Here is a 24,379-nt window from a genome sequence, read left to right on the forward strand (position 1 = left end):
CCGGCGGGGGGGGCCGCGCATCCGCCAGCGGGGCCGGTGGGCCAGCCGGGCGCCCGCCAGCCGGATCGCCAGCGGCAGGTGGCCGCAGCGGCGGACCACCTCGGCGGCGGCCTCCGGCTCGGCGGCCACCCGGTCCGGGCCGGCTACCCGGCCGAGCAGCTCGACGGCCTCGTCGGGGTCCAGCACCGGCAGCGACGACGGCCGCCCGTCGTCCAGCCCGATCAGCCGCCGGCGGCTGGTGACCAGGACGAGGTTGTCGGGCCCGTTGGGCAGTAGGGGCAGCACCTGCGCGGCGCCGGCCGCGTTGTCGAGCACCACCACGGCCCGGCGGTTCGCCAGCTCGGTACGCCACACCGCCAGCCGGTCGTCCAGGTCGAGCGGGATCCGTTCCGCCGGTGTGCCGAGCTGACGGAGCAGCGTGGACACCGCCGCCGCCGGGGTCAGCGGTTCCCGCTCGCTGTGCCCGTGCAGGTCGATGAAGAGCTGGGCGTCCGGAAACCGGTCGGCGAGGGCGGTTGCCACGTGCACGGCGAGGGTGGTCTTGCCACTGCCCGCCATCCCGTCGATGAGATGAACCCGGGTCCGGTCCTCCGCGATCTCCTTCACCAGCCGCACGACCGTCTGCTGCCTACCGGTGAAATCGCTGATCGCCCGAGGCAACGACCGGACCGGAGCGAGGGCGGACCGCTGCTCCGGGTCGGTGGCCGCGTCTCCGGCCAGGATTCGCTGGTGCAGCTCCTGCAACGCCGCGCCGGGCTCGATACCCAGCTCCTCGGCGTAGATCCGGCGGCCCTCCCGGTAGACGGCGAGCGCGTCGGCCTGCCGGCCGGCCGACGTGAGGGCGAGCATGAGCTGACCGCGCAGCCGTTCCCGCAGCGGGTTCCCTGCCACGCTCTCGCTCAGCTCGTCGAGCAGGTCGGCCGCCTGGCCCAACCGCAGCTCGACGTCGACGCACTCCTCCAGTGCGGCGAGCCGCTGCTCGTCGAGGGCCTGCGCGCGGCGGCGTACGCTCCGGCTGGCGATGCCACTCAGCGCGGGTCCGCGCCAGAGCGCGAGCGCGACGCGGTAGTGCCGGCGCGCTGCGCTGGGCTGGCCGGCGGCGAGTGCGGTCCGGCCGGCGTCCACCTCGCGGGCGAAGACGTCGGCATCCAGGTCGTCCGGCTCGATCCGGATGCCGTAGCCGACCGGGTCCCGGACGATGACCTCCGGAGAAAGGCCGAGCGCGGCGAGCCGCTGCCGCAACCGCGACACGCAGATCTGCAGCTGGGTGCGGGCGGTGGCCGGGGGGCGCTCCTCCCAGACCGCGTCGATCAGCTCCTCGACGGGCACCACCCGACCGGCCCGCAGCAGCAGCATGGCGAGCACGGTTCGGTCTCGCCCCGCGGTGACGGTGGCTTCGCCACCGCCGACCCGCAGGGATCCCAGGATCCCGAACCGCATCTGCGCCCCCGCACGCCTTTCGTGCAACTTCCAGCAGCGTAGCCCCCTGCTCACAGATCGCCTCGTCCAGGCGATAGCGATCTGATAGCGGATCGACAGCGGTAAGCCGGACACTCGTTCCGGATTGTCGGTGACGACGTCCGACGGGGGCGGCGCGCCCGCCGGGAAACCCCCCCTCCCGGCGGGCGCACCGATGCCCATGAGCACCAGTCGAAGGGGCGCCGGGTGGATCCCACCCGACGCCCCTGTCGCGTACGCGGGACGTCAGCGCCGGCCGACGGTGAGCACCGGCTTGGTGACCTCGGCGAAGAAGTCATTGCCCTTGTCGTCGACGACGATGAAGGCCGGGAAGTCCTCCACCTCGATCTTCCAGACCGCCTCCATGCCCAGCTCGGGGTATTCGAGGACCTCGACGTGCTTGATGCAGTCCTGGGCGAGCCGGGCGGCCGGGCCGCCGATCGAGCCGAGGTAGAAGCCGCCGTGCTGCTGGCAGGAGCGGGTGACCTGGGCGGAGCGGTTCCCCTTGGCCAGCATCACCATCGAGCCGCCGGCCGCCTGGAACTTCTCCACGTAGGCGTCCATCCGGCCGGCGGTGGTCGGGCCGAACGAACCGGAGGCGTAGCCCTCGGGGGTCTTGGCCGGGCCGGCGTAGTAGACGGCGTGGTCGCGGAGGTATTGCGGCATCGACTCGCCCGCGTCCAACCGCTCGGCGATCTTCGCGTGCGCGATGTCCCGGGCCACCACGAGCGGGCCGGTCAGGGAGAGCCGGGTCTTCACCGGGTACTTCGACAGCTCGGCGCGGATCTCGTCCATCGGCCGGTTGAGGTCGACCCGGACCACCTCGGCGGCGTCCAGGTGGGCGTCGGTGACGTCGGGCAGGTAGCGCGCCGGGTCGGTCTCCAGGCGCTCCAGCCAGACGCCCGACGGGGTGATCTTGGCAACCGCCTGTCGGTCGGCCGAACAGGAGACGGCGATGGCGACCGGGCAGGAGGCACCGTGCCGGGGCAGCCGGACCACCCGTACGTCGTGGCAGAAGTAGCGGCCGCCGAACTGCGCGCCGATGCCGAAGTTGCGGGTCAGCTCCAGCACCTCGGCCTCCAGCTCCAGGTCCCGGAAGCCGTGCGCGCTCATCGAGCCGGCGGTGGGCAGGGCGTCCAGGTACTTCGCGGAGGCGTACTTGGCGGTCTTCAGCGCGTACTCGGCGGAGGTGCCGCCGATGACGATGGCGAGATGGTAGGGCGGACAGGCCGCGGTGCCGATGAGCCGCAGCTTCTCCTCCAGGAACTGCATCATCCGCGTCGGGTTCAGCAGCGCCTTGGTCTCCTGGTAGAGGTACGACTTGTTGGCCGAGCCGCCGCCCTTGGCCATGAAGAGAAACTTGTACGCGTCCGGGTGCCCGTCCGGGTCCTCGGCGTACAGCTCCACCTGGGCGGGCAGGTTGCTGCCGGTGTTCCGCTCCTCCCACATGGTCAGCGGGGCGAGCTGCGAGTAGCGCAGGTTCAGCCGGGTGTACGCCTGGTAGACACCGCGCGAGATGGCCTCGGCGTCGCTGCCGTCGGTGAGCACGTGCCGGCCGCGCTTGCCCATCACGATCGCGGTGCCGGTGTCCTGGCACATCGGCAGCACGCCACCGGCGGCGATGTTGGCGTTGCGCAGCAGGTCCAGCGCGACGAAACGATCGTTCGGCGAGGCCGCCGGATCATCGATGATCGACCGGAGCTGCGCCAGGTGCGCCGGGCGCAGGAAGTGCGCGATGTCGTGCATCGCCTCGGCGGTCAGCGCGGTCAGCGCGGACGGCTCCACGGTCAGGAATCGACGGCCACCCGGGCCGTTGACGACGTCGACGCCCTCGTCGGTGACCAGGCGGTACTCGGTCTGGTCGGGACCGGTCGGCAGCAAGGGGGCGTACGAGAACGCGGCGGCACTGCTCATGACGGAAAAGCCTAGGGCAGAGCCGTCAATCGGTGGCACCCGCCGGGGGCGTCCTGGGACGCCGCTCTCACCCGCAGCCCCGCTCAGCTCAGCAGAGCTCCTTCTTCGGCCCGCAGCTGCCCTGGTCGGAGGGGGGCGCGTGGGTGCTGCCGCCCGGGTTCGTCCCGGGCGCGCCGCCTCCGTCCGCCGGGGGCGCGACGGAGCTGCCGGCGCCCCAGCGGACGTACCCGATCTCCCGCCCCTCGCCGATGATCATGCCGTTCGGGCCGACCGCCAGGGCGTTCGCCGAGGTCCGCAGGACCACCAGCTCGCGCCCGGTACGTGGGTCGACCGCGATCAGCCGGTTCGGCTTCTCCTCGGCGATCACCGCCGCGTACGGGGTGAGCGCGGCGCCGCTCTTCCCCCCGGCGCGCCGGGTCCACCGGGTGCGGTCGACGGCCAACTCCCGGCCGAGGATCGACTGCTTGTCGGCGCTGCGCACCAGCGCGTACCGGTCGTCGACGGCGAGCAGCTTCTCGCCGGCCGCGCCGACCTGGAGCAGCCGGCCGTCGTACCCGTCGAGCACCGCCTCGCGGCCGTCCGGGCCGACCCCGATCAGCACGTTGCGGGCGCCCTGCGGATCCTCCCGCTGCACGCAGCCGGCGTAGTCCGCGGTCCGCAGGTTCACCCCGGCCCGCCGCCACACCTCCCGGCCCGTGGCCGGGTCGACGGCGGAGATGCTGAAGTAGCAGGTCCCGTCGCGTGAGGTGGCGGTGATCCGGAGCAGCCGGCCGCCGATCACCGCGAGCCGCTCCTCCCGGCCGGGCTGGACGTTCTGCAGCACCCGCCCGGTGGCGGTGTCCACCACGTGCACCCGCCCGTCGACGGGGAAGCCGAGCAGCGGCGGCACGTTCTCCGGTCCGGCGATCCCACCGTCGATGCGCGGCGCGCCCAGCCGCCGGGTGCCGAGCAGCTCGGGGTTGTCCGCGAGCATCCCGCTGTGCACACCGGGCAGGAAGGCCGTCCAGAGCGGCTGGGTCCCGCGCGGCTCCCAGGCGCTCAGCGTGCAGTCGGTGGCCTCGGTGCAGCGCGCGTCGAGCAGCAGGTTCCGGTACGTCCAGACGGCGACCGCCTGGTTGTCACGGCGACGCACCACCCCGGTGGCCGGGTCGAGCAGCTCGTACCCCTTGACCAGGAGCTTGCCCACGGCGACGACCGGGTCCCGGTCGCCGCCCGCAACCGCCGCCCAGTCCGCCTTGCGCTCCCAGAGCTGGGTGCCGGTGGCCAGGCTGCGCGCCTCGACCCGGGTCCGCTGCTCGACGACCACGGTGTCGCCGGCGATGGTGACGCTCTTCGGGGTGCCGCCGACCCGTTGCTGCCAGGCCACGTCCGGCTCGGAGATCGGTTCGCTCCGGTCGACCCAGTCCCACATGCCGGGGAACGGGTTCCACACGCCGGTCGCGGCGAGCACGACCACGGTGATGAGCCCCAGCAGCAACCAGCCGCGTACGCCAAGGCCCTTCACACCGCACACGGTAGCGACGATCACCGCTGCGCCGACCCCCCGAACGGCCGTGTCGCGCTGCTTTCTTGGCCGGTGGTCGTGTTATGCGCCGCCGCGCGCGGCCGAGCGGACCAGCGGCAGGGTGCGGTAGGGGATCTGCTCGGCCAGCGCGATGATGGTGGAGGCGCGGCGGATGCCCTCGGACGCGACGATCTGGTCGATCACCCGCTGCAGGTCGGTGTTCGAGCGGGCCACGATGCGGCAGAGCAGGTCGCTGGAGCCGGTGATGGTGTGTGCCTCCAGCACCTCGGGAATCGCCGCCAGGTGCGCGGTGACCGGGTCGTGGCCGTGCCGCTGGCTGATCTCCAGGGTCACGAAGCTGGTCACCGCGAAGCCGATGGCGGCCGGGGAGATGTCCGGGCCGAAGCCGCCGATCACCCCCCGGTCGACCAGCTTGTCGAGCCGGGCCTGGACGGTGCCCCGGGCCACGCCGAGTCGGCGGGAGCACTCCAGCACCCCGATCCGCGGCTCCTCGGCGAGCAACGTGAGCAGTCGCGCATCCAGCTCGTCGAGCTGTACATCCTGACCAGCATTCATGGGCTTTCACTTTACCGAATGCACAACCTGACCAGCATTTCGGCCAACTGTTGCCCAACGACCGGCGGCGCAGCAATCCTCGCCACATCAGGACCCAACGGCGGCCCACGAGGCCGGCCGGTACGCAAGGGAGGCCACCATGACCCAGGCGATCGACCGACCCCAGTCGACCGACGAGGTCGACGTCGACGCCCTCGTCGGCGCCGTCGACCATGACATCTCCCGGGACCCGTTCCCGGTCAAGGGCCTCGACCACGTGCACTTCCTGGTCGGCAACGCCAAGCAGGCGGCCCACTACTACTCCACCGCGTTCGGGATGACCTGCGTGGCGTACCGGGGCCCGGAGCAGGGCTACCGGGACCACGCCCAGTATGTGCTGACCAGCGGCTCGGCCCGGTTCGTGCTGACCGGCGCGGTCCGCCCCGACGCCGAGGGCGCCGAGCACGTGGCGAAGCACAGCGACGGCGTCTCGGACATCGCGCTGGAGGTGCCGGACGTGGACGCCGCGTACGCGCACGCCACCGCGCAGGGCGCGACCGGCCTGGTCGAGCCGCACGACGTCAGCGACGAGCACGGCACCGTCCGGGTGGCCGCCGTCGCCACGTACGGCGACACCCGGCACACCCTGGTCGACCGGTCCCGCTACTCCGGCCCGTTCCTGCCCGGCTTCGTGGCCCGCGGGCCGATCGTGGACCGGCAGCCGATGATCGACGCCGGCATCCAGCCGAAGCGGTTCTTCCAGGCCGTCGACCACGTGGTCGGCAACGTGGAGCTCGGCAGGATGGACGAGTGGGTCGAGTTCTACAAGCGGGTCATGGGCTTCAGCAACATGGCCGAGTTCATCGGTGACGACATCGCCACCGACTACTCCGCCCTGATGAGCAAGGTCGTCGCGAACGGCACCCGCAAGGTGAAGTTCCCGCTCAACGAGCCGGCCATCGCCCGCAAGAAGTCGCAGATCGACGAGTACCTGGAGTTCTATCAGGGCGCGGGGGCCCAGCACATCGCCGTGGCCACCAACGACATCCTGGCCAGCGTCGACGCGATGCGGGCGGCCGGCGTCGAGTTCCTGGACACCCCGGACTCGTACTACGACGACCCGGAGCTGCGCGCCCGGATCGGCCAGGTGCGGGTGCCGATCGAGGAGCTGAAGGCCCGCAAGATCCTGGTCGACCGGGACGAGGACGGCTACCTGCTGCAGATCTTCACCAAGCCCGTGCAGGACCGCCCGACCGTCTTCTTCGAGCTGATCGAGCGGCACGGCTCGCTCGGCTTCGGCAAGGGCAACTTCAAGGCCCTGTTCGAGGCGATCGAGCGGGAGCAGGAGAAGCGCGGCAACCTGTAACACTGTCCGCGTGACCCAGCCTCCCCCGTACACCCCGCCGCCGCCCGCCGGGCCTCCGCCCGCGGGCGGCGGCTTCGCGCCCCCGTCCGGGCCGTACCGGCCGCCGCAGCAGCACGTCCCCCCGACGTACGCCGGGCTGCCGGCCTACCCGCCGCCGCCCCCGGGGTACGTCCCGCACCCGGGCTTCGTACCGCCGGCGCTCGCGCCGAACGGGCAGCCGCTGGCCGGCTTCGGCGACCGGCTCGTGGCCTGGCTGGTCGACACCGCGGTGGCGACCCTGCTGGCCATGGTGCTGTTCTTCCCGGTCTTCATCTGGCTCTTTTACCGGATGTTCAGCGAGATGATGACGGCCAGCCTGGACGGGACGGTGCCCCAGCCCGACCCGGCGGCGATGATGACCGACTTCTTCCTGCCGATGCTGCTCGCCGAGGCCGGGTTGCTGCTGGTGATGCTCGTCTTCTACTGGCTCTACCACGTCGAGTACGCCCGCCGGACCGGACAGACGCTCGGCAAGAAGGTGATGAAGCTCCGGATCGTCCCGCTCGACCCGGCCGCTCCCCTGACCCGGAGCGTCCTGGGCAAGCGCTACCTGGTCGAGTTCGTCGCCGGCATGCTGGTGCCCTTCGCCAACTACGTCGACGGATTCTGGCAGCTCTGGGACAAGCCCTGGCAGCAGTGCCTGCACGACAAGTTCGCCGGTACGGTCGTCGTTAAGGTTGCACCGTGAGCGTGAGGAGTGAGCCGGGCTTGCGAGCCCCGCAGTCGCGAACTGAGTTGGCGCCGTGAGCGTGAGGAGTGAGCCGGGCTTGCGAGCCCCGCAGCCGCGAACTGAGACGGCGCCGTGAGCGTGCAACCCGGCTGGTACGTCGACCCCGCCGACCCCGAGACCCGACGGTACTGGGACGGCGAGGGATGGATCGGCGCGCCGATCCCGGTCGACGCCACCCCGCCCGAGGGGCCGCCGCCGCCCGAGCCGGCCCCGGTCGCCGCGCCGGCCCCCAGCGGTCCCGCAGCGCACCCGGGCCAGCCCGGCGCCGCCCCCCAGCCGGGGTACCCCGGCGCCGCCCCCCAGCCCGGGCACCCTGGCGCCGGCCAGTGGCCCGGGCGGCCCGCGGGCGCGGGGCAGTGGCCGGGGCAGCCGGCCGGCGCGGGCTCATGGCCGGCGGCCGGGCAGCCGGGCGGGCCGCCGCTGGGCGGGCCGTACCCGACCTGGCCGGGGCGGCCACCGCTGCCGCAGCCGCACGGGCTGCCGCTCGCCTCGTACGGCGCCCGGCTGGTCGCCCGCCTGATCGACTTCGGCGTGGTGTTCCTGCTCAACGTCGCCGTGAACGGCTGGTTCGTCTGGCGGTACCTCGAGGAGATCGCACCCTACCTGCGGGAGTCGTTCCGGCGGGCGCTGGCCGGGAACAGCTCCACCGAGGGGCTGCCCCAGCCGGGCGACCAGGCCGCCGGGCTCCAGGTCGTCATCCTGCTGATCGCCACGGCGCTCTGGTTCGCCTACGAGGTGCCCTCGATGGCCGCCGGTGGGCAGACCTTCGGCAAGCGGCTGGTGGGGATCCGGGCGCTGCCCGTCGAGGCCGACCAGCCGCTCGGCTTCGGCCGGGCCACCCGGCGCTGGAGCACCCTCGGCCTGCCCACCATGCTCTGGTACTGCTGCGGCTTCGGCCTGCTGCTCCAGTTCGTCGACGCGGTCTCGGTGCTCTTCGACCAGCCGCTGCGCCAAGCGCTGCACGACAAGCGCGCACAGACCGTGGTGGTCCAGCTTCCTCGCACCAGGCCCGACACCCGTACCACCCCGCGCGACCGCGCCAATCCCCCGGGAGACACCCCATGACCGACACCGGACGTCACCAGCCTCCGCTGCGGCTGACCCGCGCCGACCTGGACGCGCTGCCCAACTACGTGCCCGGGCGCAGTCCCGCCGACCTGGCCCGTGAGCTGGGCCTGCCCGAGGCGATCAAGCTGGCCAGCAACGAGGTGCCGTACGGCCCGCTGCCGGGCGTGGTGGAGGCGGTCGCCGAGGCGGTGGTGGGCTCGCACCGCTACCCGGACATGGGCGTGGTGGCGCTGCGCCAGGCCCTCGCCGAGCGGTACGGCGTGGACGCCGACCGGATCGCCACCGGCTGCGGGTCGGTGGCGCTGGCCGAGCACCTGGTCCGGGCCACCTGCCTGCCCGGCGACGAACTGCTCTACTCGTGGCGGTCGTTCGAGGCGTACCCGATCATCGCGGCGACCAGCGGCGCGACCAGCGTGCGGGTGCCGAACGACGCCGGCCACGGCCACGACCTGACCTCGATGGCGGCGGCGGTGACCGACCGGACCCGGATGATCCTGGTCTGCAACCCGAACAACCCCACCGGCACCGCCGTCCGCAAGGCCGAGCTGGACCGTTTCCTCGACGCGGTGCCGGACGACGTGCTCGTGGTGATCGACGAGGCGTACCGGGAGTTCGTCACCGATCCGGAGGTTCCGGACGGTCTCAGCTACCTGGACCGGCCGAACGTGGCGGTGCTGCGTACCCTCTCCAAGGCGTGGGGGCTGGCCGGTCTGCGGATCGGCTGGCTGGTCGCCGAGCCGTCCGTGGCCGCCGCCGTGCGTAAGGTCGTCACGCCCTTCTCCACCAGCATGGCCGCCCAGGCCGGCGCGCTGGCCGCGCTGGCCCAGGCCGACGAGGTCGAGCGCCGGTGCGCGCTGGTCGTCGCCGAGCGGGACCGGGTCACCGAGGCGCTCCGCAAGTTCGTCCCGGACGTGCCGTCCAGCCAGGCCAACTTCGTCTGGCTGCCGCTCGGTGAGCGGGCCGTCGAGTTCGGCAAGGCGTGCGAGACGCGGGGCGTCATCGTCCGGCCGTTCCCCGGCGACGGGGTCCGGGTCACCATCGGCACCCCGGCCGAGAACGACGCCTTCCTGGCCGCCGCCGAGGCGGCGCTCGCCTGAGGTGTGAGGAGGGCCCCCTGTTAACGCCTGGCGTTGTACCCGGGGGCCCCTCCTGACCCTCGCGGCCTCAGGTCGCGGCGAGCAGCACCGGCTCGGCCATCAGGAAGTACGCCTGGTCGTCGTCGTCCGGGACGGCCCGCTGGCGGGCCCGCTCCACGGCGACGTAGCCGCCCGTCGCGTACGCCCGTCCGGGCTGCCAGCCGACGCCGTCATGGCCGATGTTCATGGTGAAGCGGGACCGCTCCGCGCCGGTGGCCGGGTCGAGGGTCACCAGATCCCGCCGCTCGGTCAGCAGGTGCACCCGGCCCGGCTCGACCGCGATGATCCGGACCGGCCCGAGGTCGGCCCGCCGCCACAGCTCCTTCCCGGTACGGGCGGACCGGGCGGTCACCATCCCCGCCGACGTGCTCACCACCCGCTCGCCGTCGAGCTCGGCGTCCGTGCCGTCGAGGGCGGGCGCGGCCACCGGATCGCCGGCGCCGAACAACCAGCCCTGGCCGCTGCCGTCGCCCGGGACGGAGGTACGCAGCGCCCGGCACCCGGAGTGCCCGCTCCGGCAGCCGACCGGGGTCACGCTCAGGTCGTCGGACGTGCCGGGCGGACGCCAGCGGGTGCGGACCGCGCCGGTGGCCGCGTCGAGGAATTCGACCGTGACCGGGCCCGCGCAGGCCTCCTCCGCGATCACCGCACCGGTGGCGGTGGTGCCGACCGCGCCGTAGCAACCGCGCTCCCGGTCGACCCGCCACAGCCGGCGGCCGTCAGCCAGGTCGTATCCGTCGACCTGCCCGGGGCCGACCGCGACCAGCACCGTCCGGCCGTCGGCGGCGCGGGCGACGTGCAGGCCCGCCGGGTTCCAGACCGTCGCGGCGTAGGTGCGGCGCGGCTTGGGCGGCACGATCTGCTCCGGCCCGTCGGCCCGCCAGGCCACCCGGCCGGTACGCGCATTCAACGCCACCAGCTTCCCGTCGGACCAGCGGCTGACCACGGTGGTGCCGTCGGCGAGCACCCCGTCGAGCTTCGCCGGCCAGCGCCGGTACGACCAGAACGGGGTCACCCGGTACCGCCCGTCGGCGGGCTGGTCGGCGTACACCTGACGGGCGGCGGCATAGACGCGGAGCCGGCCGTCGACGACCAGCGGGGCCGCCGGCAGCCGGCCGATCACGCCGGGCCCCCGGTTCGGCACCGCCGGGTACGCATCCCGGGCGACGGTGCTGACCTCGGCCGGCGCGAGCACCCGGTGGACCACGACGGCGGACGCCCCGACGGCGAGCACCGCCGCGAGGGCCACCGCGATCCGCCGGCGCCCCGAGGTCTTCCCCATTCCCGCACCTCCGCGAGGCACCCTACCGACCGACACCTTCAGGTCGCAGCGCGGCCGAGCTGAGCCGCTGCGGGTGGCGGCGGGTCGGCTCAGGCGGCCTCGGCGGAGCGGTTGGGCGCGACGGCCAGGGCCAGGTCGGCGAGATCACGCCGGAGGGCGCCCTCGACCGCTCGGGCGGCCAGGCCGCCGAGGATCAGGGCCAGCATCCGGCCGTACGGGGCGGTGGGCACGGCCTGCTGCTCGACGGTGACCTCGGTGCAGCCGCGCCGGCGGCGTTCGACCGGCCGCAGCCGCCAGGTGATCCGGTAGTCCGCCCCGGCACCCCGCGAGCTGAGCACCAGCCGGTTCGGGGCGACCGCCTCGACCACCACGAACTCCTCCGGCTCGGCGGCGCCGTCCGGCCGGACCCGCGTCTCGCACCAGGCGGTGCCGGGGCCGAAGGGGCCGGGGGTGAGCACGTCGACCGCGCCGACGGCGGAGAGCCAGTCAGCCCGCGCGGGGAGATCGGTGAGGAGCCGCCACACGTCGACGTCCTGCGCTTCGATGAATGCGGTAACCGTCACCGTCGACATGGCACCTCCCGTGTTGTCCACGGTACGGGCCGTGAACGGGAAACGGGGAGGCTTCCGGTGGCATTTCCACCACCGGTGCCCGGACCGGGGCACCGGGCTCGGGGGCGTCGGGGTCAGCTCCGGAAGGCGTCGACCCGGATCGCGGCGACGAACGACATCCAGCCGGGCGGGCTGACCGCGAGCGCCGGACCGGACGGGTCCTTCGAGTCGCGTACCCCCACCACGCCGTGCGCGGCGACCACGTTCGTCGCCACTTCGACGCAGAGGCCCTGGTCGTTCGAGCGACTGCTGGTGCGCCAGACGGCACCGGTCAGTTCGGTCATCCTCGTTCCTCCTGTTCCACTCGGTGCGCCCCGGCCCGCACCGCCGGGGCGTACGCGGTCCGCGTCGATCAACGCGCAGACCAACACGCCCGGTCGCACAGTGAGTGCGACCGGGCACGGAGGGTGAGGGCGAGCGGTTCAGCGCGCCGGAAGGATGGTCCCGGTGACCTCGCCGAGGGCGATCGTGGTGCCGTCCGGGCCGGGCGCGGTGGCGGTGATGGTGACCGTGTCGCCGTCCTCCAGGAAGGTGCGGGTGCCACCGTCGGCGAACTTGACCGGCTCGGCCCCGCCCCAGGTCAGCTCGAGGAACGAGCCGACCTGGCCCCGTTCGGGACCGGAGACCGTGCCGGAGGCGTAGAGGTCGCCGGTACGCAGCGACGCGCCGTTGACCGTGAGGTGGGCGAGCTGCTGCGCCGGGGTCCAGTACATGGTGGCGAAGGGCGGCTCGGCGACCCGCTCGCCGTTCCACTCCACCGACAGGGCAAGGTCCAGCCCGACGTGCGGGGTGTCCCGGAGGTAGTCCTGGACCGGCGGGTCCTGGTCCGGGGCAGGCACGAAGGCGTCGGCGAGGGCGGCCAGCGGGGTGACCCAGGCCGAGACGGAGGTGGCGAAGGACTTGCCCAGGAAGGGGCCGAGCGGCTGGTACTCCCAGGCCTGGATGTCCCGGGCGGACCAGTCATTGACCAGCACCACGCCGAAGACGTGGTCGGCGAAGTCGTCGACCGAGACCCGGTCGCCGAGCCGGCTCGGCACGCCGACCACGAAGCCGACCTCGGCCTCGATGTCCAGCCGGACCGACGCGCCGGTGGCGGGCCCCTGCGAGGTAGCCCGCTGACCGGTGGGGCGGACCACCGGCGTGCTGGAGACCACCACCGTGCCGGCCCGGCCGTGGTAGCCGATCGGCAGGTGCTTCCAGTTGGGCAGCAGCGGCGGTTGGCCGGGACGGAAGATCTGCCCGACGTTGCCGGCGTGGTGCTCGGACGAATAGAAGTCGACGTAGTCGGCCACCTCGAACGGCAGCAGCAGCTCCACCTCGCGCAGCGGCACCAGCAGCGGCTCCACCCCGGCCCGGTGCGCCTCGTCGGTGAGCAGCTCGATGATCCGCCGCCGGACGGCGGTCCACTGCGGACGGCCGAGCGCCATGAACGCGTTCAGGGTGGGGCGGCCCAGCGCTCCCGCGGCCAGCACCAGGCCGGCCGCCTCCGCGCCGGCCAGGTCCAGCACGAAGTCGCTGATCCGTACGCCGACGCGCGGCTCGCGGTCACCGTGCCGGAACACCCCGTACGGCAGATTGGTCACGCCGTACGGCGAACCGTCAGCACCCGTCACCCAGCTCATTCCTTGTAGCCCCCGTTCACCAGCCCCAGCCGGATCAGATCGGTCAGTGGTTCCTCGATGCTGCACGAGCCGTACCCCACCCAGAGCGGGCGGTCGGCGTCGCGGTGGGCCCGGACCCGCTCGACCACGCGTACCGGGTCGGTGGCGGCGAGCAGCTCGGCGACGGCGTCCACCTCGGCGCCCTCGACGGCGGCGAGGGCCGCGGCGAGCACGTTCACGAAACCGTGGTGGGTGAAGCCGGTCTCCGGGTCGCGGTGCCGGATCGCGTGGTGCAGCCCGGCGGTCAGCTTGAACGGCAACTCCCGGTCCCGGCACGCGCAGATCACCGCGGCCAGCTCGACCGGGGTCGGGAAGAGTTCGGCGGCCAGCCCGCCGGTACGGAACTTGGCAGCGACCGGCAGCCCGCCCGCGCGCGCCTCGGCGACCGTGTCCAGCGCGCCCATCAGGCCGAAGGTCAGCGGGATCTCGGCGTAGACCTGGATGCCGTCCCACTGCTCGGCGAGCTTGACCAGCTCGGCCAGGCCGGGCTGCGGATCCTCGCCGCGCTTGGCGACCGGCACCTCGACCTGCCGGGCGGCCACGCCGTCGGGTGGCAGGAACGACCGGGCGACGGGCAGCCGTTCGATGCCGGTGTCGCCGATGAGCCCGATGACGAAGCCCTCGGCCGGGTCGACCAGGCCGCTCAGCTCGCCGGCCGCGATCGCGGAGGCGGGCAGCAGGAGCGGGCCGACCAGGTCGGCGTACCAGGCGGCGCGGTGCCGGCGGTGGGCGGCCACCGCATCCGGCAGCGACGCGCTACCGGGCGGGAAGACCGCAGCGTCGTCGACCAGACCGGCGAGAAGACGGGTCACCTGCGTTGACACGAGACAAGAATCTACGGGACGCTACGAGGAACGGACAACTGCGTCCGATTACCGGACACCATTGGCCGGAGAACGGGACATATCGGGAGGCGAGATGCCGTACTACCGCAGCATCGGCGAGGTGCCCCGCAAGCGCCACACCCAGTTCCGTCAGCCCGACGGCAGCCTGTACGCCGAGGAACTGGTCGGCCAGGAGGGCTTCTCCTCCGACTCGTCGCTGCTCTACCACCGGCACGCGCCGACCGCGATCGTGGCCGCCGAGGAGTTCACCCCGCCCGCCTTCACCCGGGTGCCGAACCTGCCGCTGAAGCCGCGGCACCTGCGTACCCACAAGCTCGACGGGACCGGGGCGGACCCGGTGCTCGGCCGGCAGTACCTGCTCGCCAACGACGACGTCCGGATCGCGTACGTGCTGGCCGACCGGCCGTCCCCGCTGTTCCGGGACGCCACCGGCGACCACTGCCTCTACCTGGAGTCCGGCTCGCTGCGGGTCGAGTCGCCGTTCGGCGTGCTGGACGCGGTCGCCGGCGACTACGTCATCATCCCCACCTCGACCATCCACCGCCTGGTCCCGACCGATGGCGAGCCGACCCGGCTGCTCGCCATCGAGGCGGCCGGCCACGTCGGGCCGCCCAAGCGCTACCTCTCGGTACGCGGCCAGTTCCTCGAGCACTCGCCGTACTGCGAGCGCGACGTCCGGGGACCGGACACGCCGCTGCTGGTCGACGGGACCGACGTGGAGGTGCTGGTCCGGCACCGGCGCGGCTGGACCAGGTACGTCTACGCGAACCACCCGTTCGACGTGGTCGGCTGGGACGGGCACCTGTACCCGTGGGCGTTCTCCATCCACGACTTCGAGCCGATCACCGGCCGGATCCACCAGCCACCGCCGGTGCACCAGACCTTCCAGGGCCCGAACTTCGTGATCTGCTCGTTCGTGCCGCGCAAGGTGGACTACCACCCGGACGCCATCCCGGTGCCGTACAACCACCACAACGTCGACTCCGACGAGATGCTCTTCTACACCGGCGGCAACTACGAGGCCCGGCGCGGCTCCGGTATCGAGCAGGGCTCGATCTCGCTGCACCCGTCCGGCTTCACCCACGGGCCGCAGCCGGGGGCGGCCGAGCGCTCGATCGGGGTGGACTTCTTCGACGAGTTGGCGGTGATGGTGGACACCTTCCGCCCGCTGGACCTGTGCGAGGCGGCGACCGCCTGCGAGGACGACGCGTACGCCTGGACCTGGGCGCGTCGCGCCTAGCGCAGGGCGATGCGGGACAGCACCGCGAACTCGGCGATCATCGCCACCGTGATCGAGGCGACCAGCGGCCACGGGCCGCCGAGCAGCGCGTAGAGCACCAGCAGCACCGGCGCCGCGCCGACCGCGTACACGGCCAGGGCCAGGCTGCGGTCGGCGCGGAGCAGGCCGGGCAGGATCGTGCTCAGCAGGCCCGGCATCCGGGCCGCGTACCGCCCGACCACCAGCGCCCCGCCGAGCGCCGCCAGCACCGCGACGGCCCGCGACACGCCCGGCGCGGCCGGGGCCAGGAAGGCGATCAGCACCGCGGCGATCAGCGACCAGCCGGCGCCGTAGATGACCAGCCGGCGGATGCCGTCGGAGATGGTCCGACGCGCGTCGCTACGTGCCGGGTCCAGTGCGGCCGCCTCGGTCAGGTGCTCCAGGGCCTCCGCGTAACGCCGCTGCTCCAGCCGGATCACGCCGATGTCGTGCCGTGCCTCGGCCAGCTGCGGGTTCAGCCGCAGCGCTTCCCGGTACGCGCGTTCGGCCAGGTCGTACAGCTCCAGCCGGGCGGAGACCAGGCCGAGCACCAGGTGCGCCTGCGGCTCCTCCGGTGCCAGCTCGACCCCCCGCCACGCGGCGTTGAGCGCCGGCTGGCCGTTGCGCGAGCCGGACAGGATCGCGGCGGCGCTGCGCTGGGCGTACGGGTCGGTCGGGCCGAGCGTCAGGATCTCGTCGGCGGTGCTCGCGGCGGCCTTCCAGCGGTGCAGGTCCACCAGGGCGAACCCGCGCGCCACCAGCGGCGGTACGGCGGTCGGCGCGGCCGCCACGGCCGCCTCGGCGGCGTCGAGCGCCTCCGCCGACCGGTCCGCGGCGAGGTGCATCCGGGCCAGCATGGTCAGCGCCTCGGCGTGACCCGGGTCGGTCGCGATCAGCGAGCTGAGTTCGCCGACGGCCTCGTCGTACCGGCCCAGCTCGGCGAGGAGCTGGGCGCGCTGGAGGTAGCCGTCGGCAGCGGACTGGTCGGAGGCGGCGTCACTCGACATCCCGGCGAGCCTAGCCGCCCGCACCCCACCCCGCCGACCAGCACCGCCTCGCCCGGCATGACATCAGGGGCCGCGCCGGGCAGCCGTTCGGCGGCTCGGCGTCGACCGGCGAGGTGGGCGACCGGGCCGGCGTCAGGCGCTGCGGCAGGGCAGCCCAGCGTTCCGGCTGCCGCAGGTGCCGAGGCTGCACCAGCGACGCAGGCCGGTGTCGTCGAGGAAGAGCCAGCCGCACCGCTCGTCGGGGCAGGCCCGGACGGTGAACCGGCGCGGGTCGGCGAGCAGCTGCGCGGCGCACCACGCGGCGGCGTGCAGGGGCAGCCGGAGACCGGCGCTCAGATCCGGCCACCAGCGGCCCCGGCCGTCGACCTCTCGGCGGAACACCAATGTCCGGGCGGCGGCCTCCGCGTACCGGGCGACCGTGTCGAAGGCCGGCCGGTCCGCCGGGTCGACCAGGCAGGCGTAGAGCGCGGCGCGGAGGGCACGGGTCTCGGCGAGCACGGCGTCGGCCCCGGCGGGATCGCGCCGGGCGAGATGGAGCAGGCGGCCGACCGAGACCTCGTCGGTCAGTCCGACGTGGCCACTCCACACCGCCAGGGTCCGGTAACCGCGCAGCCACTCGCCCCGGGGCGGCTCGGGTGGCTGGCCCCAGCCGGCGAAGGTGTTGCAGAAGTCGAGCGCGGGATGCCCGCCGACGCTCCACGGCAACCGCTCGTCGCGTACCCGCACCTCGAACATCGCCCGGCCGGGCCGGTCGAGCCGGTCGTCACCCGCGAGGATCCGGCGGTGCACCTCGCGCAGCCGCGCACCCGGCTCGACCCCGAGGTCCGCCACCAACAGGTCCCGGGTGGACCGGTACAGGCGCAGGGCGTCGGCCCTGCGGGCCGCCCGGTACAGGGCGGTCATCAGGGTGGCGACGAGTTGCTCCCGGGTCGGGTGCCGCGCCACCAGCGGTGCCAGTTCGGTGATCGCCCGGCTGTGCTGGCCCAGGACGAGCCGGGCCTCGGCCTGCAACTCGGCGCCGACCAGGCGCAGCTCCTCGACCGGGCCCGCGAGCCGGTCCCGCAGTTCCTCGTCGGCGGTGTCGGCGAGCAGCGGCCCCCGCCAGAGGGCCAGCGCCCGGTCGAGCAGGCGGACCCGCTCGGCCGGATCGGCGGCCTCGCCCGCCTGTCGGACGAGCCCGGCGAACTCCAGTACGTCGACCCGGTGCTCATCCGCCTCGACCAGGTAGCCGTCGCCGCGGGTGCTGATCCGCACCCCGTACGGCGTCAGCGACGCGCGCAGCCGCCCGATGTACGTGTGCACCGCGCCCCGCGCCGAGGCCGGCGGCGAGCCGTGCCAGAGCAGGTCGATCAGGCGGTCGGTGCTGACCAGTCGACCCGGGTCGAGCAGCAGCACGCCGAGGAGGCAGCGCTCCTGACGCCGGCTGCCGACCTCGACGAGCCGACCGTCGTGGCGGGCCTCGAAGGGGCCGAGCAGACGGAAGTCCATGTCACCTGAAACCGCCTGAACCTGGTCCCGGGTTGCCGGGACCGGTGAGCCGGTGGTGTGTCCGGGGGGCACGCCCGCCGTCATCGGCGCCCGGGCGGGCCGGTCGGGCCGGGTCACGCGGTGAGCGGACGGTGAGCGGGCCCGGTGACGCTGGGCCGGTCCCACTACGAGAGAACAGATGGAGTGATCATGCGTTTGATGAAGAGCATCGGCGCCACGCTGGCTGCGGCGGCCCTGGTCGCGGCCGGTCCGGCACCGGCGTCCGCCGCGAGCGTCGACATCGCCCCCGGGGCCTGGGAGCCGGCACCGCAGGCGCCGTTCGAGCTGCCCGCCGGGGCACGCTGCGACTTCGCCGTACGGATGCAGCCGATCGTGGACGAGGTTCGGGGCCTGACGGTGTCGACGTACCCGGACGGCTCCCCCGAGCGGGTGCTCTACCAAGGTCCGCTCATCGGCCGGTTGACCAACCTGGAGACCGGGGCCACCACGACGGCCGACGCCAGCGGCAGCGCCCGGGTCGAGTACGGCACCGACGGCTCGATGACCTGGTACGTGACCGGGCCGGTGCTGGTCGGCTTCCGGGAGAACGGCGGCAACCTGCCGAAGGGGCTGTACATCATCGACGGCGAGTACATCCTCGCGTTCAGCCCCAATGGGGTGAAGACGCTCACCATGCGGCACGGCACCGTGCACGACCTCTGCACGGAGCTGGCCTGACGGCGGCTGTTCGCCGCGCTTCGTTACCCCGGCCGGCTCAGTCGGCCGGGGCCTCGTACACCAGGGCCACCGCGATGCCGGTCAGCCCCTCGCCGCGGCCGGGGAAGCCGAGGCCGTCGGTGGTGGCGGCGGAGACCGTGACCGGGGCGCCCACCGCCGCGGAGAGCACCCGCTGCGCCTCCTCGCGGCGCGGGCCGATCTTGGGTCGGTTGCCGATCACCTGGACCGAGACGTTGCCGATCTCGAAGCCGGCCGCCCGGACCCGCCGGGCGCTCTCGGTGAGCAGCGCGACGCCGGAAGCACCCGCCCACTCCGGCTGGTCCACGCCGAAGTTCGCCCCCAGGTCACCCAGGCCGGCCGCGGAGAGCAGAGCGTTGCAGGCGGCGTGCGCGGCCACGTCGGCGTCCGAGTGCCCGGCCAGGCCGTCCTGGCCCGGCCAGTGCAGGCCGGCCACCCAGCAGGACCGTCCGGCCGCGAAGGCGTGCACATCCGTGCCGATGGCCACCCGAGGAACGATCATGAGCCGAGGGTACGCGTCACGCCCCGGCCGCCAGCAGATGCTCGGCGAGGGCCAGGTCGAACGGCCGGGTGATCTTCAGAGCCAGCTCCGAGCCGGGTACGCAGACCACCGGGACGCCCTGCTTCTCGACCAGGCCGGCATCGTCGGTCAGCGGGTCACCGGCCGTTTCGTGCGCGGCGGCCAGCACCGACCGGCGGAAGCCCTGCGGGGTCTGCACGGCACGCAGGGCCGAGCGGTCCACCGTGCCGAGCACCCGCTCGCCGGCGTCCACCTCCTTGACCGTGTCGACCACGGGGAGCACCGGGATCACCGCGTGGTGGCCGGAACGGACCGCCTCGGCCACCGATTCGACCAGCTCGGGCGGGATGAGGGCGCGGGCGGCGTCGTGCACCAGGACGATCTCCGGCCCGGGCGCGACGGCGGCCAGCGCGGCGGCCACCGAGGCCTGCCGCTCCGCGCCGCCGGGCACCACGGTGACCGGGGCCACCGGCGCGAGCAACTCCCGGACCGCCTCGACGTCGGCCGCCGGGGCGGCCACCACGATCAGCCGCACCGAGGGTGCCGCCGCGATCCGGCGTACCGCGTGCACCAGCAGCGGCTCGCCGGCCAGGAGCCGGAGCGCCTTCGGCCCGCCGGGACCGAGGCGCACGCCGGCACCGGCCGCAGGAACAAGGACCGCGACGTCACCGCGCGGATTGAGCTGCGCGGTCACGTCGCGGTCCTCGGATTTCTTTGCTACGGGATGGGTACGACGATGCTGTGGGAGTCAGGCCTCGGTCAGGACCTTGTCGAGCAGCGTCTCCGCCTCGTCCTTGGTGCTCTTCTCGGCCAGCGCGACCTCGCCGACGAGAATGTCGCGGGCCTTGGCGAGCATGCGCTTCTCACCCGCGGAAAGACCCCGCTCCCGCTCCCGGCGCCACAGGTCGCGGACGACCTCGGCGACCTTCAGCGGGTTGCCGGAGGCCAGCTTCTCCAGATTCGCCTTGTAACGCCGCGACCAGTTGGTCGGCTCCTCGGTGTGCGGAGCACGGAGCACGTCGAAGACCTTGCCCAGGCCCTCTTCGCCGACCACCTCGCGCACACCCACGATCTCGGCGTTCTCAGCGGGCACCCGGACCGTCAGGTCACCCTGCGCGACCCTCAGGACGAGGTACTGCTTCTCCTCACCCTTGATGACCCGAGTCTCGATTGCCTCGATGAGTGCGGCCCCGTGGTGGGGGTAAACAACGGTCTCGCCGACACTGAAAACCATAGGTTCGAAACCCCTTTCGCTGTGTCTAGGGTAACACGCTCAGGCACCGATGTCCCACCGCTGTCCTGACCGTTGGCGCAGCTCAGGGGCCCTGTGAGAGGTATTTCTTCAGCTTGACAGGCGGTCAAACCGATGGTTTCAACACGCTCCGTGACCATCGGATGACAACCCGGTACGAGTGGCAGGAGCGTCGATATCTAGGGCGATGCGCTCCCTCCATGGTAGCTCCGGAACACGAGATGCGCCCAGGTGTGGCGGTACGCGGGCCGGTGCGGGACGCTTGAGGTGGACGTGACGTCCGCTCACCGCGACGGTTCCTGGGGGTCCGATGGGCATGCCTGACGCTGAAGGCCAAGGGCCGCCGGACGGGCTGCCCGGCCTGCCGCCGGAGTGGGGTCGGGTGGTCGTACCCGACGACGCCTCCGCGCTCGCCGACGAGGCCCGCCAGGTCCGCCGCGAGCTGCGCCGCCGGCGCCGACGCGCCGGGTGGCGCCGCCACCTCGGGCTCACCCCCCGGCCGGACGGCGGCCCGCCGCTCGGGCTGCCGCTACTGGCCCTGCTGATCTCGGTCCTGATCACGCTCACCGGCCTGGCCGCGGTCACCTGGCCCCGGTCGCCACGCTCCAACGGCAGCCCCACGGTCGTCCCGTACCCGACGGCCACCCTGGCCGTGGTCGGGCCGCTGCCCGCGCTGGACCTGGTCGACGCGAGGGACTCCCCGGTGTCCCTGCGCAGCCTGCTGCCCGCGATGATCGTCCTGGTCGACGCCTGCGCCTGCCGGGAACGAGTGATCGAGGCGGCCGCCGCCGCGCCGACGGGCGTCACGGTGGTCATCGTCACCGAGAGCCGGCGGGCCGAGAACGCCACCGTCCCCGGGGTACGCGCCCTGGCCGATCCGGCCGGTGGCCTGCGCTCCTACCTGCACCTGGCCCCGCACGCCGGTTCCGCCCCCGCGCTGCTGGTGAACCGGGCGGGCACGCTGGTCCGGGTGGTGCCCGAGCTGGGGCCGGTCGAGGTGTACCGGGACGACCTGGTCCACCTGGCCGCCTGATCCTCCGGTCAGGACAGCTGGACGAGCCGGGCGTCCAGGTCGACCTCGCCCTCCACGGCGCTGAACCGGACCAGCAGCGGGCCGCCCGCGGACTCCACCACGGAGGATTGCGAACCGTCGCCACAACGCACATTGCTCGGCGGTAGGTCGTACCGCGCGCCGGAGAACTCGATGATGACCGCCCCGGGGCCCGAACACCGGACGGTCAACATGTACTGCCCGACGTCGGACGTGCTGCTCTGCCGGGCGAGCGGCGGACTCCCGGGCACCAGTTGGGACCGCTCGTGCCACAGCTCCACCGCACCACCACCGGTGACGAGCGGGTCGGTCGGTCTTACGTGCACGACCACCGGTTCCTCCGGGTCCGAACCGGCCAGCACCTGGCCGGTGGCCGGGTCGACCAGTCGTACCCCCGGTTGGAGGAACGCATCCCGGGACGGGCTGGGTGACGGCTCGATCGGGCCGAGCGCCGGTGCCGAGCCCTGCCACCACGATGCGCCCGTGGCCAGCGCCGCCGCGGCCAGCCCCGCCAGCAGCGCGGTCCGTACCCGGTCGTCGTGGGCCATGCGGTGAGGGTAACGGCGCGGACCCGCCGGTGGGGGTCCGCTCAGCCGGCGCGGTCCAGCAGCGCCGCGTAGAGGGTGAGACCCGGTCCGAAGGCGAGCATCACGACCCGCTGCGGCGGACGTTCGGCCCGGCACAGCCGGTCGAGGATCAGCAGCACGGTCGGGGACGAGCAGTTGCCGTGTTCGTCGAGGGTAGCCCGGGAGGCCGCCAACGCCGCCGCCGGCAGGGCCAGTTCGCGCTCCACCACGTTGAGGATCCGCGGCCCGCCCGGGTGCACCGCCCAGCCGTCCACCTCGGCGATCGTCCAGCCGTGCCGGGCCAGCAGTTCGTCGACCAGGCCCCGGACGTGGTGCGAGAGCACCTGCGGCACCTTGGGCGACAGCCCCATCCGGAAGCCGGTGTCGGTGACGTCCCAGGTCATGTGGTCGGCGGTCGACGTGTCGGTGACCGAGGTGACCTCGCGCAGCGCGTACCCCCGGCCCCCCGGCACGACCACGGCGGCGACCGCGGCGTCCGAGAAGAGCGCGTGCGAGACGATCTGCTGGGTGTCCACCCGGGCACCGGGTGGCTGGATGTGCAGACTGGTCAGCTCGGCGCAGAGGAGCAGCGCCGGGCGGCCCCGGGCGGTGACGAAGTCGCTCGCCGCGCCCAGCCCGGGCAGCGCCGCGTAGCAGCCCATGTGGCCGACGAACATGCGCTGGGTGTCCGGCGCCATGCCCAGGTCCCGGGCGAGCAGGATATCCAGCCCCGGGGTGGCGTACCCGGTGCAGGAGCAGACCACGAAGAGGCCGATGTCACCCGCGTCCAGGCCGGCGGCGGTGAGCGCCCGGCTCACCGCCTCCTTGCCCAGTGGCAGCGCCTCGACCTGGTAGCGCCGCATCCGGCGTTCCGTCGGCCACTCCGAGACGTCCTCCAGCAGCGGGTTCACCGCCGCCTGCCGCCGGGACACCCCCGAGTTGGCAAAGATGCGCTCGGCCAGCGCCCGGGTGGTCCCGGAGAAGTGCTTGGCGAAGAAGCCCGTCCAGAGTTCGTCCTGCGCGGCGGCCGGCGGCTGCGCCGCACCCAGGCCCGCGATCACCGGCACGCCCATGTCCCCCACTCTCCCGGTCCGGTTCCCCGACGTCCGCGGCTGCGGCGTTCGCAAAACCCGCTCACTCTCCACGCTTCACCAACGAGGAGTGGCCGTGTCCCGGTCCGGGTCGCCGCCCAGCACCGCGACACCCAGCCAGTCGGCGCAGACGTCGGAGGTGGCCGGGTGCAGCGAGCCGCACCGGGCGTCCCGGTAGAGCCGTTCCAGCGGATGGCCCCGGCGAGTGGCCGAGGTGCCGGCCGCCTCCAGCACGGACGCCGCCACCTCGGCGGCGGTGGTGCCGGCGAGCAGCTTGGCCCGCCACACCCAGCGGTTGGTCTCCGCGTCGCCGGGGGCCTCGTCGACCCGGCGGGCCGCCTCGGCCACCACCAGCTCGGCCGCCGCGACCGCCGCGTCCGCCCGGCCGAGCCGGGCCCGCACGGCCGGGAGCCCGCCGAGGTCCCGGGCGTTCAGGTGCTCGGCGGCGGCGTCGACGGCCGCCCGGGCCACCCCGACGTAGACGGCGGCGTAGCTGGCCACCAGCCAGTGCGGCATGAGCTGGGCGACCACCAGGGCGAGCCCCTCCACCCCGCCGAGCAGCCGGTCGGCCGGCACGGTGACGTCCAGGTGCAGGTCGTGCGAGGAGGTGGCGCGCATGCCGAGCGAGTCCCAGGTCGGCTCCACGGTGATCCCGTCCCCGGCCGGGACGAGGAACTGCGAGACCGTCGACGGGTCGGTGGCGCTGCGGGCCGCCACCAGGTAGCCGTCCGAGTGCCCGGCACCGGAACAGAAGGTCTTCGCGCCCTTGATGTGCCAGCCCCCGTCGACCGGCTCGTACACCGTGCTGAGCCGGGACAGCCGGGCCCCGGCGCCGCGTTCGCTCATCGCCACCGCGTACCAGGCGCCCTCGGCCGCCGCGCGGAGCAGCCGGTCCCGGGCGGCCAGCGCCTCGTCCGGTACGCCGAGCGCCTCGGCCAGCTCCTCGGTGACCGCGCCGAGCGCCCCGGTGACCGAGGCGTGCATGTTGAACACCAGGGCGGTGGCGCCGTTGCCCCGGGCCAGCTCGGTGGCTACGGCGGCGTACTCGGCGAAGCTGGCCCCCGCCCCGCCCAGTTCGCGGGGCACCATCAGGCCGAAGAGTCCAGCCGCCCGCAGGTCGGCGAAGTCGTCGACCGGGAAGGAGCCGTCCCGGTCGTGGTCCGCCGCGCGGGCGGCCAGGCGCGGCGCCAACCGTCGGGCGGCCTCCAGCGCAAGCACAGTCATCGAACCCCCTTCTCGGCG

24 protein-coding genes are annotated in these 24,379 nt (G+C 73.6%); 7 read left to right on the plus strand and 17 right to left on the minus strand.

Annotated elements, in window-relative coordinates; all coding sequences use genetic code 11:
- The 4 genes from ONA70_RS16120 to ONA70_RS16135 form a co-directional block, all read right to left on the minus strand.
- Positions 1 to 1,440, minus strand: a 1,440-nt coding sequence (locus tag ONA70_RS16120; RefSeq protein ID WP_265007251.1) for an AfsR/SARP family transcriptional regulator, incomplete at its 3' end; no start/stop codon positions are given.
- Positions 1,441 to 1,704: 264 nt separating this feature from the next.
- The gene (locus tag ONA70_RS16125) at positions 1,705 to 3,372 is read right to left on the minus strand and encodes a fumarate hydratase (protein WP_265007252.1); all 1,668 of its coding nucleotides are present in this window, start codon (positions 3,370 to 3,372) and stop codon (positions 1,705 to 1,707) included.
- A gap of 88 nt (positions 3,373 to 3,460) precedes the next feature.
- On the minus strand, positions 3,461 to 4,834 hold the full coding sequence (locus ONA70_RS16130) for an outer membrane protein assembly factor BamB family protein (protein ID WP_406601198.1): 1,374 nt from the start codon (positions 4,832 to 4,834) through the stop codon (positions 3,461 to 3,463).
- 123 nt (positions 4,835 to 4,957) lie between these two features.
- The gene (locus tag ONA70_RS16135; RefSeq protein ID WP_265007254.1) at positions 4,958 to 5,452 is read right to left on the minus strand and encodes an Lrp/AsnC family transcriptional regulator; all 495 of its coding nucleotides are present in this window, start codon (positions 5,450 to 5,452) and stop codon (positions 4,958 to 4,960) included.
- A 139-nt stretch (positions 5,453 to 5,591) separates the two neighbouring features.
- Between ONA70_RS16135 and hppD the strand changes: the two genes are divergently transcribed.
- From hppD to hisC, 4 genes are all read left to right on the plus strand, one after another.
- Positions 5,592 to 6,797: a 4-hydroxyphenylpyruvate dioxygenase gene (gene hppD / locus ONA70_RS16140; RefSeq protein WP_265007255.1), complete on the plus strand. Its 1,206-nt coding sequence runs from the start codon at positions 5,592 to 5,594 to the stop codon at positions 6,795 to 6,797.
- 10 nt (positions 6,798 to 6,807) lie between these two features.
- Complete coding sequence (locus ONA70_RS16145) at positions 6,808 to 7,524, plus strand: RDD family protein (protein WP_265007256.1); 717 nt, start codon at positions 6,808 to 6,810, stop codon at positions 7,522 to 7,524.
- Positions 7,525 to 7,638: 114 nt separating this feature from the next.
- On the plus strand, positions 7,639 to 8,631 hold the full coding sequence (locus ONA70_RS16150) for an RDD family protein (protein ID WP_265007257.1): 993 nt from the start codon (positions 7,639 to 7,641) through the stop codon (positions 8,629 to 8,631).
- Positions 8,628 to 9,731 (plus strand): histidinol-phosphate transaminase, encoded by a 1,104-nt coding sequence (gene hisC / locus ONA70_RS16155; protein WP_265007258.1) that lies wholly within the window; start codon positions 8,628 to 8,630, stop codon positions 9,729 to 9,731. The genes ONA70_RS16150 and hisC overlap by 4 nt, the downstream gene beginning before the upstream one ends.
- Before the next feature lie 67 nt (positions 9,732 to 9,798).
- Here hisC and ONA70_RS16160 read toward each other — a convergent pair whose 3' ends face one another.
- From ONA70_RS16160 to ONA70_RS16180, 5 genes are all read right to left on the minus strand, one after another.
- Complete coding sequence (locus tag ONA70_RS16160; RefSeq protein WP_265007259.1) at positions 9,799 to 11,052, minus strand: outer membrane protein assembly factor BamB family protein; 1,254 nt, start codon at positions 11,050 to 11,052, stop codon at positions 9,799 to 9,801.
- A gap of 89 nt (positions 11,053 to 11,141) precedes the next feature.
- Complete coding sequence (locus tag ONA70_RS16165) at positions 11,142 to 11,624, minus strand: SRPBCC family protein (RefSeq protein ID WP_265007260.1); 483 nt, start codon at positions 11,622 to 11,624, stop codon at positions 11,142 to 11,144.
- A gap of 113 nt (positions 11,625 to 11,737) precedes the next feature.
- Positions 11,738 to 11,947, minus strand: a complete 210-nt coding sequence (locus ONA70_RS16170) for a DUF397 domain-containing protein (RefSeq protein WP_265007261.1) — start codon at positions 11,945 to 11,947, stop codon at positions 11,738 to 11,740.
- A gap of 138 nt (positions 11,948 to 12,085) precedes the next feature.
- A complete protein-coding gene (gene fahA, locus ONA70_RS16175) occupies positions 12,086 to 13,285 on the minus strand; it encodes a fumarylacetoacetase (protein WP_265007262.1) in 1,200 nt (399 codons plus the stop codon).
- Complete coding sequence (locus ONA70_RS16180) at positions 13,282 to 14,148, minus strand: hypothetical protein (protein WP_265007263.1); 867 nt, start codon at positions 14,146 to 14,148, stop codon at positions 13,282 to 13,284. Before ONA70_RS16180 ends, fahA begins: the two co-directional genes overlap by 4 nt.
- A 94-nt stretch (positions 14,149 to 14,242) precedes the next feature.
- Here ONA70_RS16180 and ONA70_RS16185 point away from each other — a divergent pair, with 94 nt between their 5' ends.
- On the plus strand, positions 14,243 to 15,409 hold the full coding sequence (locus ONA70_RS16185; protein ID WP_265007264.1) for a homogentisate 1,2-dioxygenase: 1,167 nt from the start codon (positions 14,243 to 14,245) through the stop codon (positions 15,407 to 15,409).
- Here ONA70_RS16185 and ONA70_RS16190 read toward each other — a convergent pair.
- Both ONA70_RS16190 and ONA70_RS16195 read right to left on the minus strand, forming a co-directional pair.
- On the minus strand, positions 15,406 to 16,434 hold the full coding sequence (locus ONA70_RS16190; RefSeq protein WP_265007265.1) for a tetratricopeptide repeat protein: 1,029 nt from the start codon (positions 16,432 to 16,434) through the stop codon (positions 15,406 to 15,408). The two genes, ONA70_RS16185 and ONA70_RS16190, sit on opposite strands and share 4 nt — an antisense overlap.
- A 132-nt stretch (positions 16,435 to 16,566) precedes the next feature.
- Positions 16,567 to 17,922 carry a BTAD domain-containing putative transcriptional regulator gene (locus tag ONA70_RS16195; protein WP_265007266.1) on the minus strand — a complete coding sequence of 452 codons (1,356 nt, stop codon included), beginning with the start codon at positions 17,920 to 17,922 and terminating at the stop codon, positions 16,567 to 16,569.
- A gap of 189 nt (positions 17,923 to 18,111) precedes the next feature.
- Between ONA70_RS16195 and ONA70_RS16200 the strand changes: the two genes are divergently transcribed.
- Positions 18,112 to 18,639 (plus strand): hypothetical protein, encoded by a 528-nt coding sequence (locus ONA70_RS16200; RefSeq protein ID WP_265007267.1) that lies wholly within the window; start codon positions 18,112 to 18,114, stop codon positions 18,637 to 18,639.
- 37 nt (positions 18,640 to 18,676) lie between these two features.
- On the opposite strand, the gene ispF is transcribed toward ONA70_RS16200, so the two are convergent.
- The 3 genes from ispF to ONA70_RS16215 are packed head-to-tail and all read right to left on the minus strand — an operon-like array spanning position 18,677 to position 20,411.
- Entirely contained in the window at positions 18,677 to 19,159 is a 483-nt protein-coding gene (gene ispF / locus ONA70_RS16205) for a 2-C-methyl-D-erythritol 2,4-cyclodiphosphate synthase (protein WP_265007268.1), read from the minus strand.
- Positions 19,160 to 19,175: 16 nt separating this feature from the next.
- Positions 19,176 to 19,871, minus strand: a complete 696-nt coding sequence (gene ispD, locus ONA70_RS16210) for a 2-C-methyl-D-erythritol 4-phosphate cytidylyltransferase (RefSeq protein ID WP_265007269.1) — start codon at positions 19,869 to 19,871, stop codon at positions 19,176 to 19,178.
- A gap of 54 nt (positions 19,872 to 19,925) precedes the next feature.
- Entirely contained in the window at positions 19,926 to 20,411 is a 486-nt protein-coding gene (locus tag ONA70_RS16215; protein WP_012015454.1) for a CarD family transcriptional regulator, read from the minus strand.
- Positions 20,412 to 20,739: 328 nt separating this feature from the next.
- Between ONA70_RS16215 and ONA70_RS16220 the strand changes: the two genes are divergently transcribed.
- Positions 20,740 to 21,462, plus strand: a complete 723-nt coding sequence (locus ONA70_RS16220) for a hypothetical protein (protein WP_265007270.1) — start codon at positions 20,740 to 20,742, stop codon at positions 21,460 to 21,462.
- A gap of 8 nt (positions 21,463 to 21,470) precedes the next feature.
- Here ONA70_RS16220 and ONA70_RS16225 read toward each other — a convergent pair whose 3' ends face one another.
- The 3 genes from ONA70_RS16225 to ONA70_RS16235 all read right to left on the minus strand — a co-directional run bounded on the left by ONA70_RS16225 (position 21,471) and on the right by ONA70_RS16235 (position 24,361).
- A complete protein-coding gene (locus ONA70_RS16225; RefSeq protein WP_265007271.1) occupies positions 21,471 to 22,028 on the minus strand; it encodes a hypothetical protein in 558 nt (185 codons plus the stop codon).
- A 41-nt stretch (positions 22,029 to 22,069) separates the two neighbouring features.
- Entirely contained in the window at positions 22,070 to 23,119 is a 1,050-nt protein-coding gene (locus ONA70_RS16230; RefSeq protein ID WP_265007272.1) for a type III polyketide synthase, read from the minus strand.
- Between the two features lie 75 nt (positions 23,120 to 23,194).
- Entirely contained in the window at positions 23,195 to 24,361 is a 1,167-nt protein-coding gene (locus ONA70_RS16235; protein WP_265007273.1) for an acyl-CoA dehydrogenase family protein, read from the minus strand.
- Positions 24,362 to 24,379: the final 18 nt, after the last annotated feature.

The sequence above is a fragment of the Micromonospora yasonensis genome, from assembly GCF_026013475.1.
In the GTDB taxonomy this organism is placed as follows: Bacteria; Actinomycetota; Actinomycetes; order Mycobacteriales; family Micromonosporaceae; genus Micromonospora; species Micromonospora yasonensis.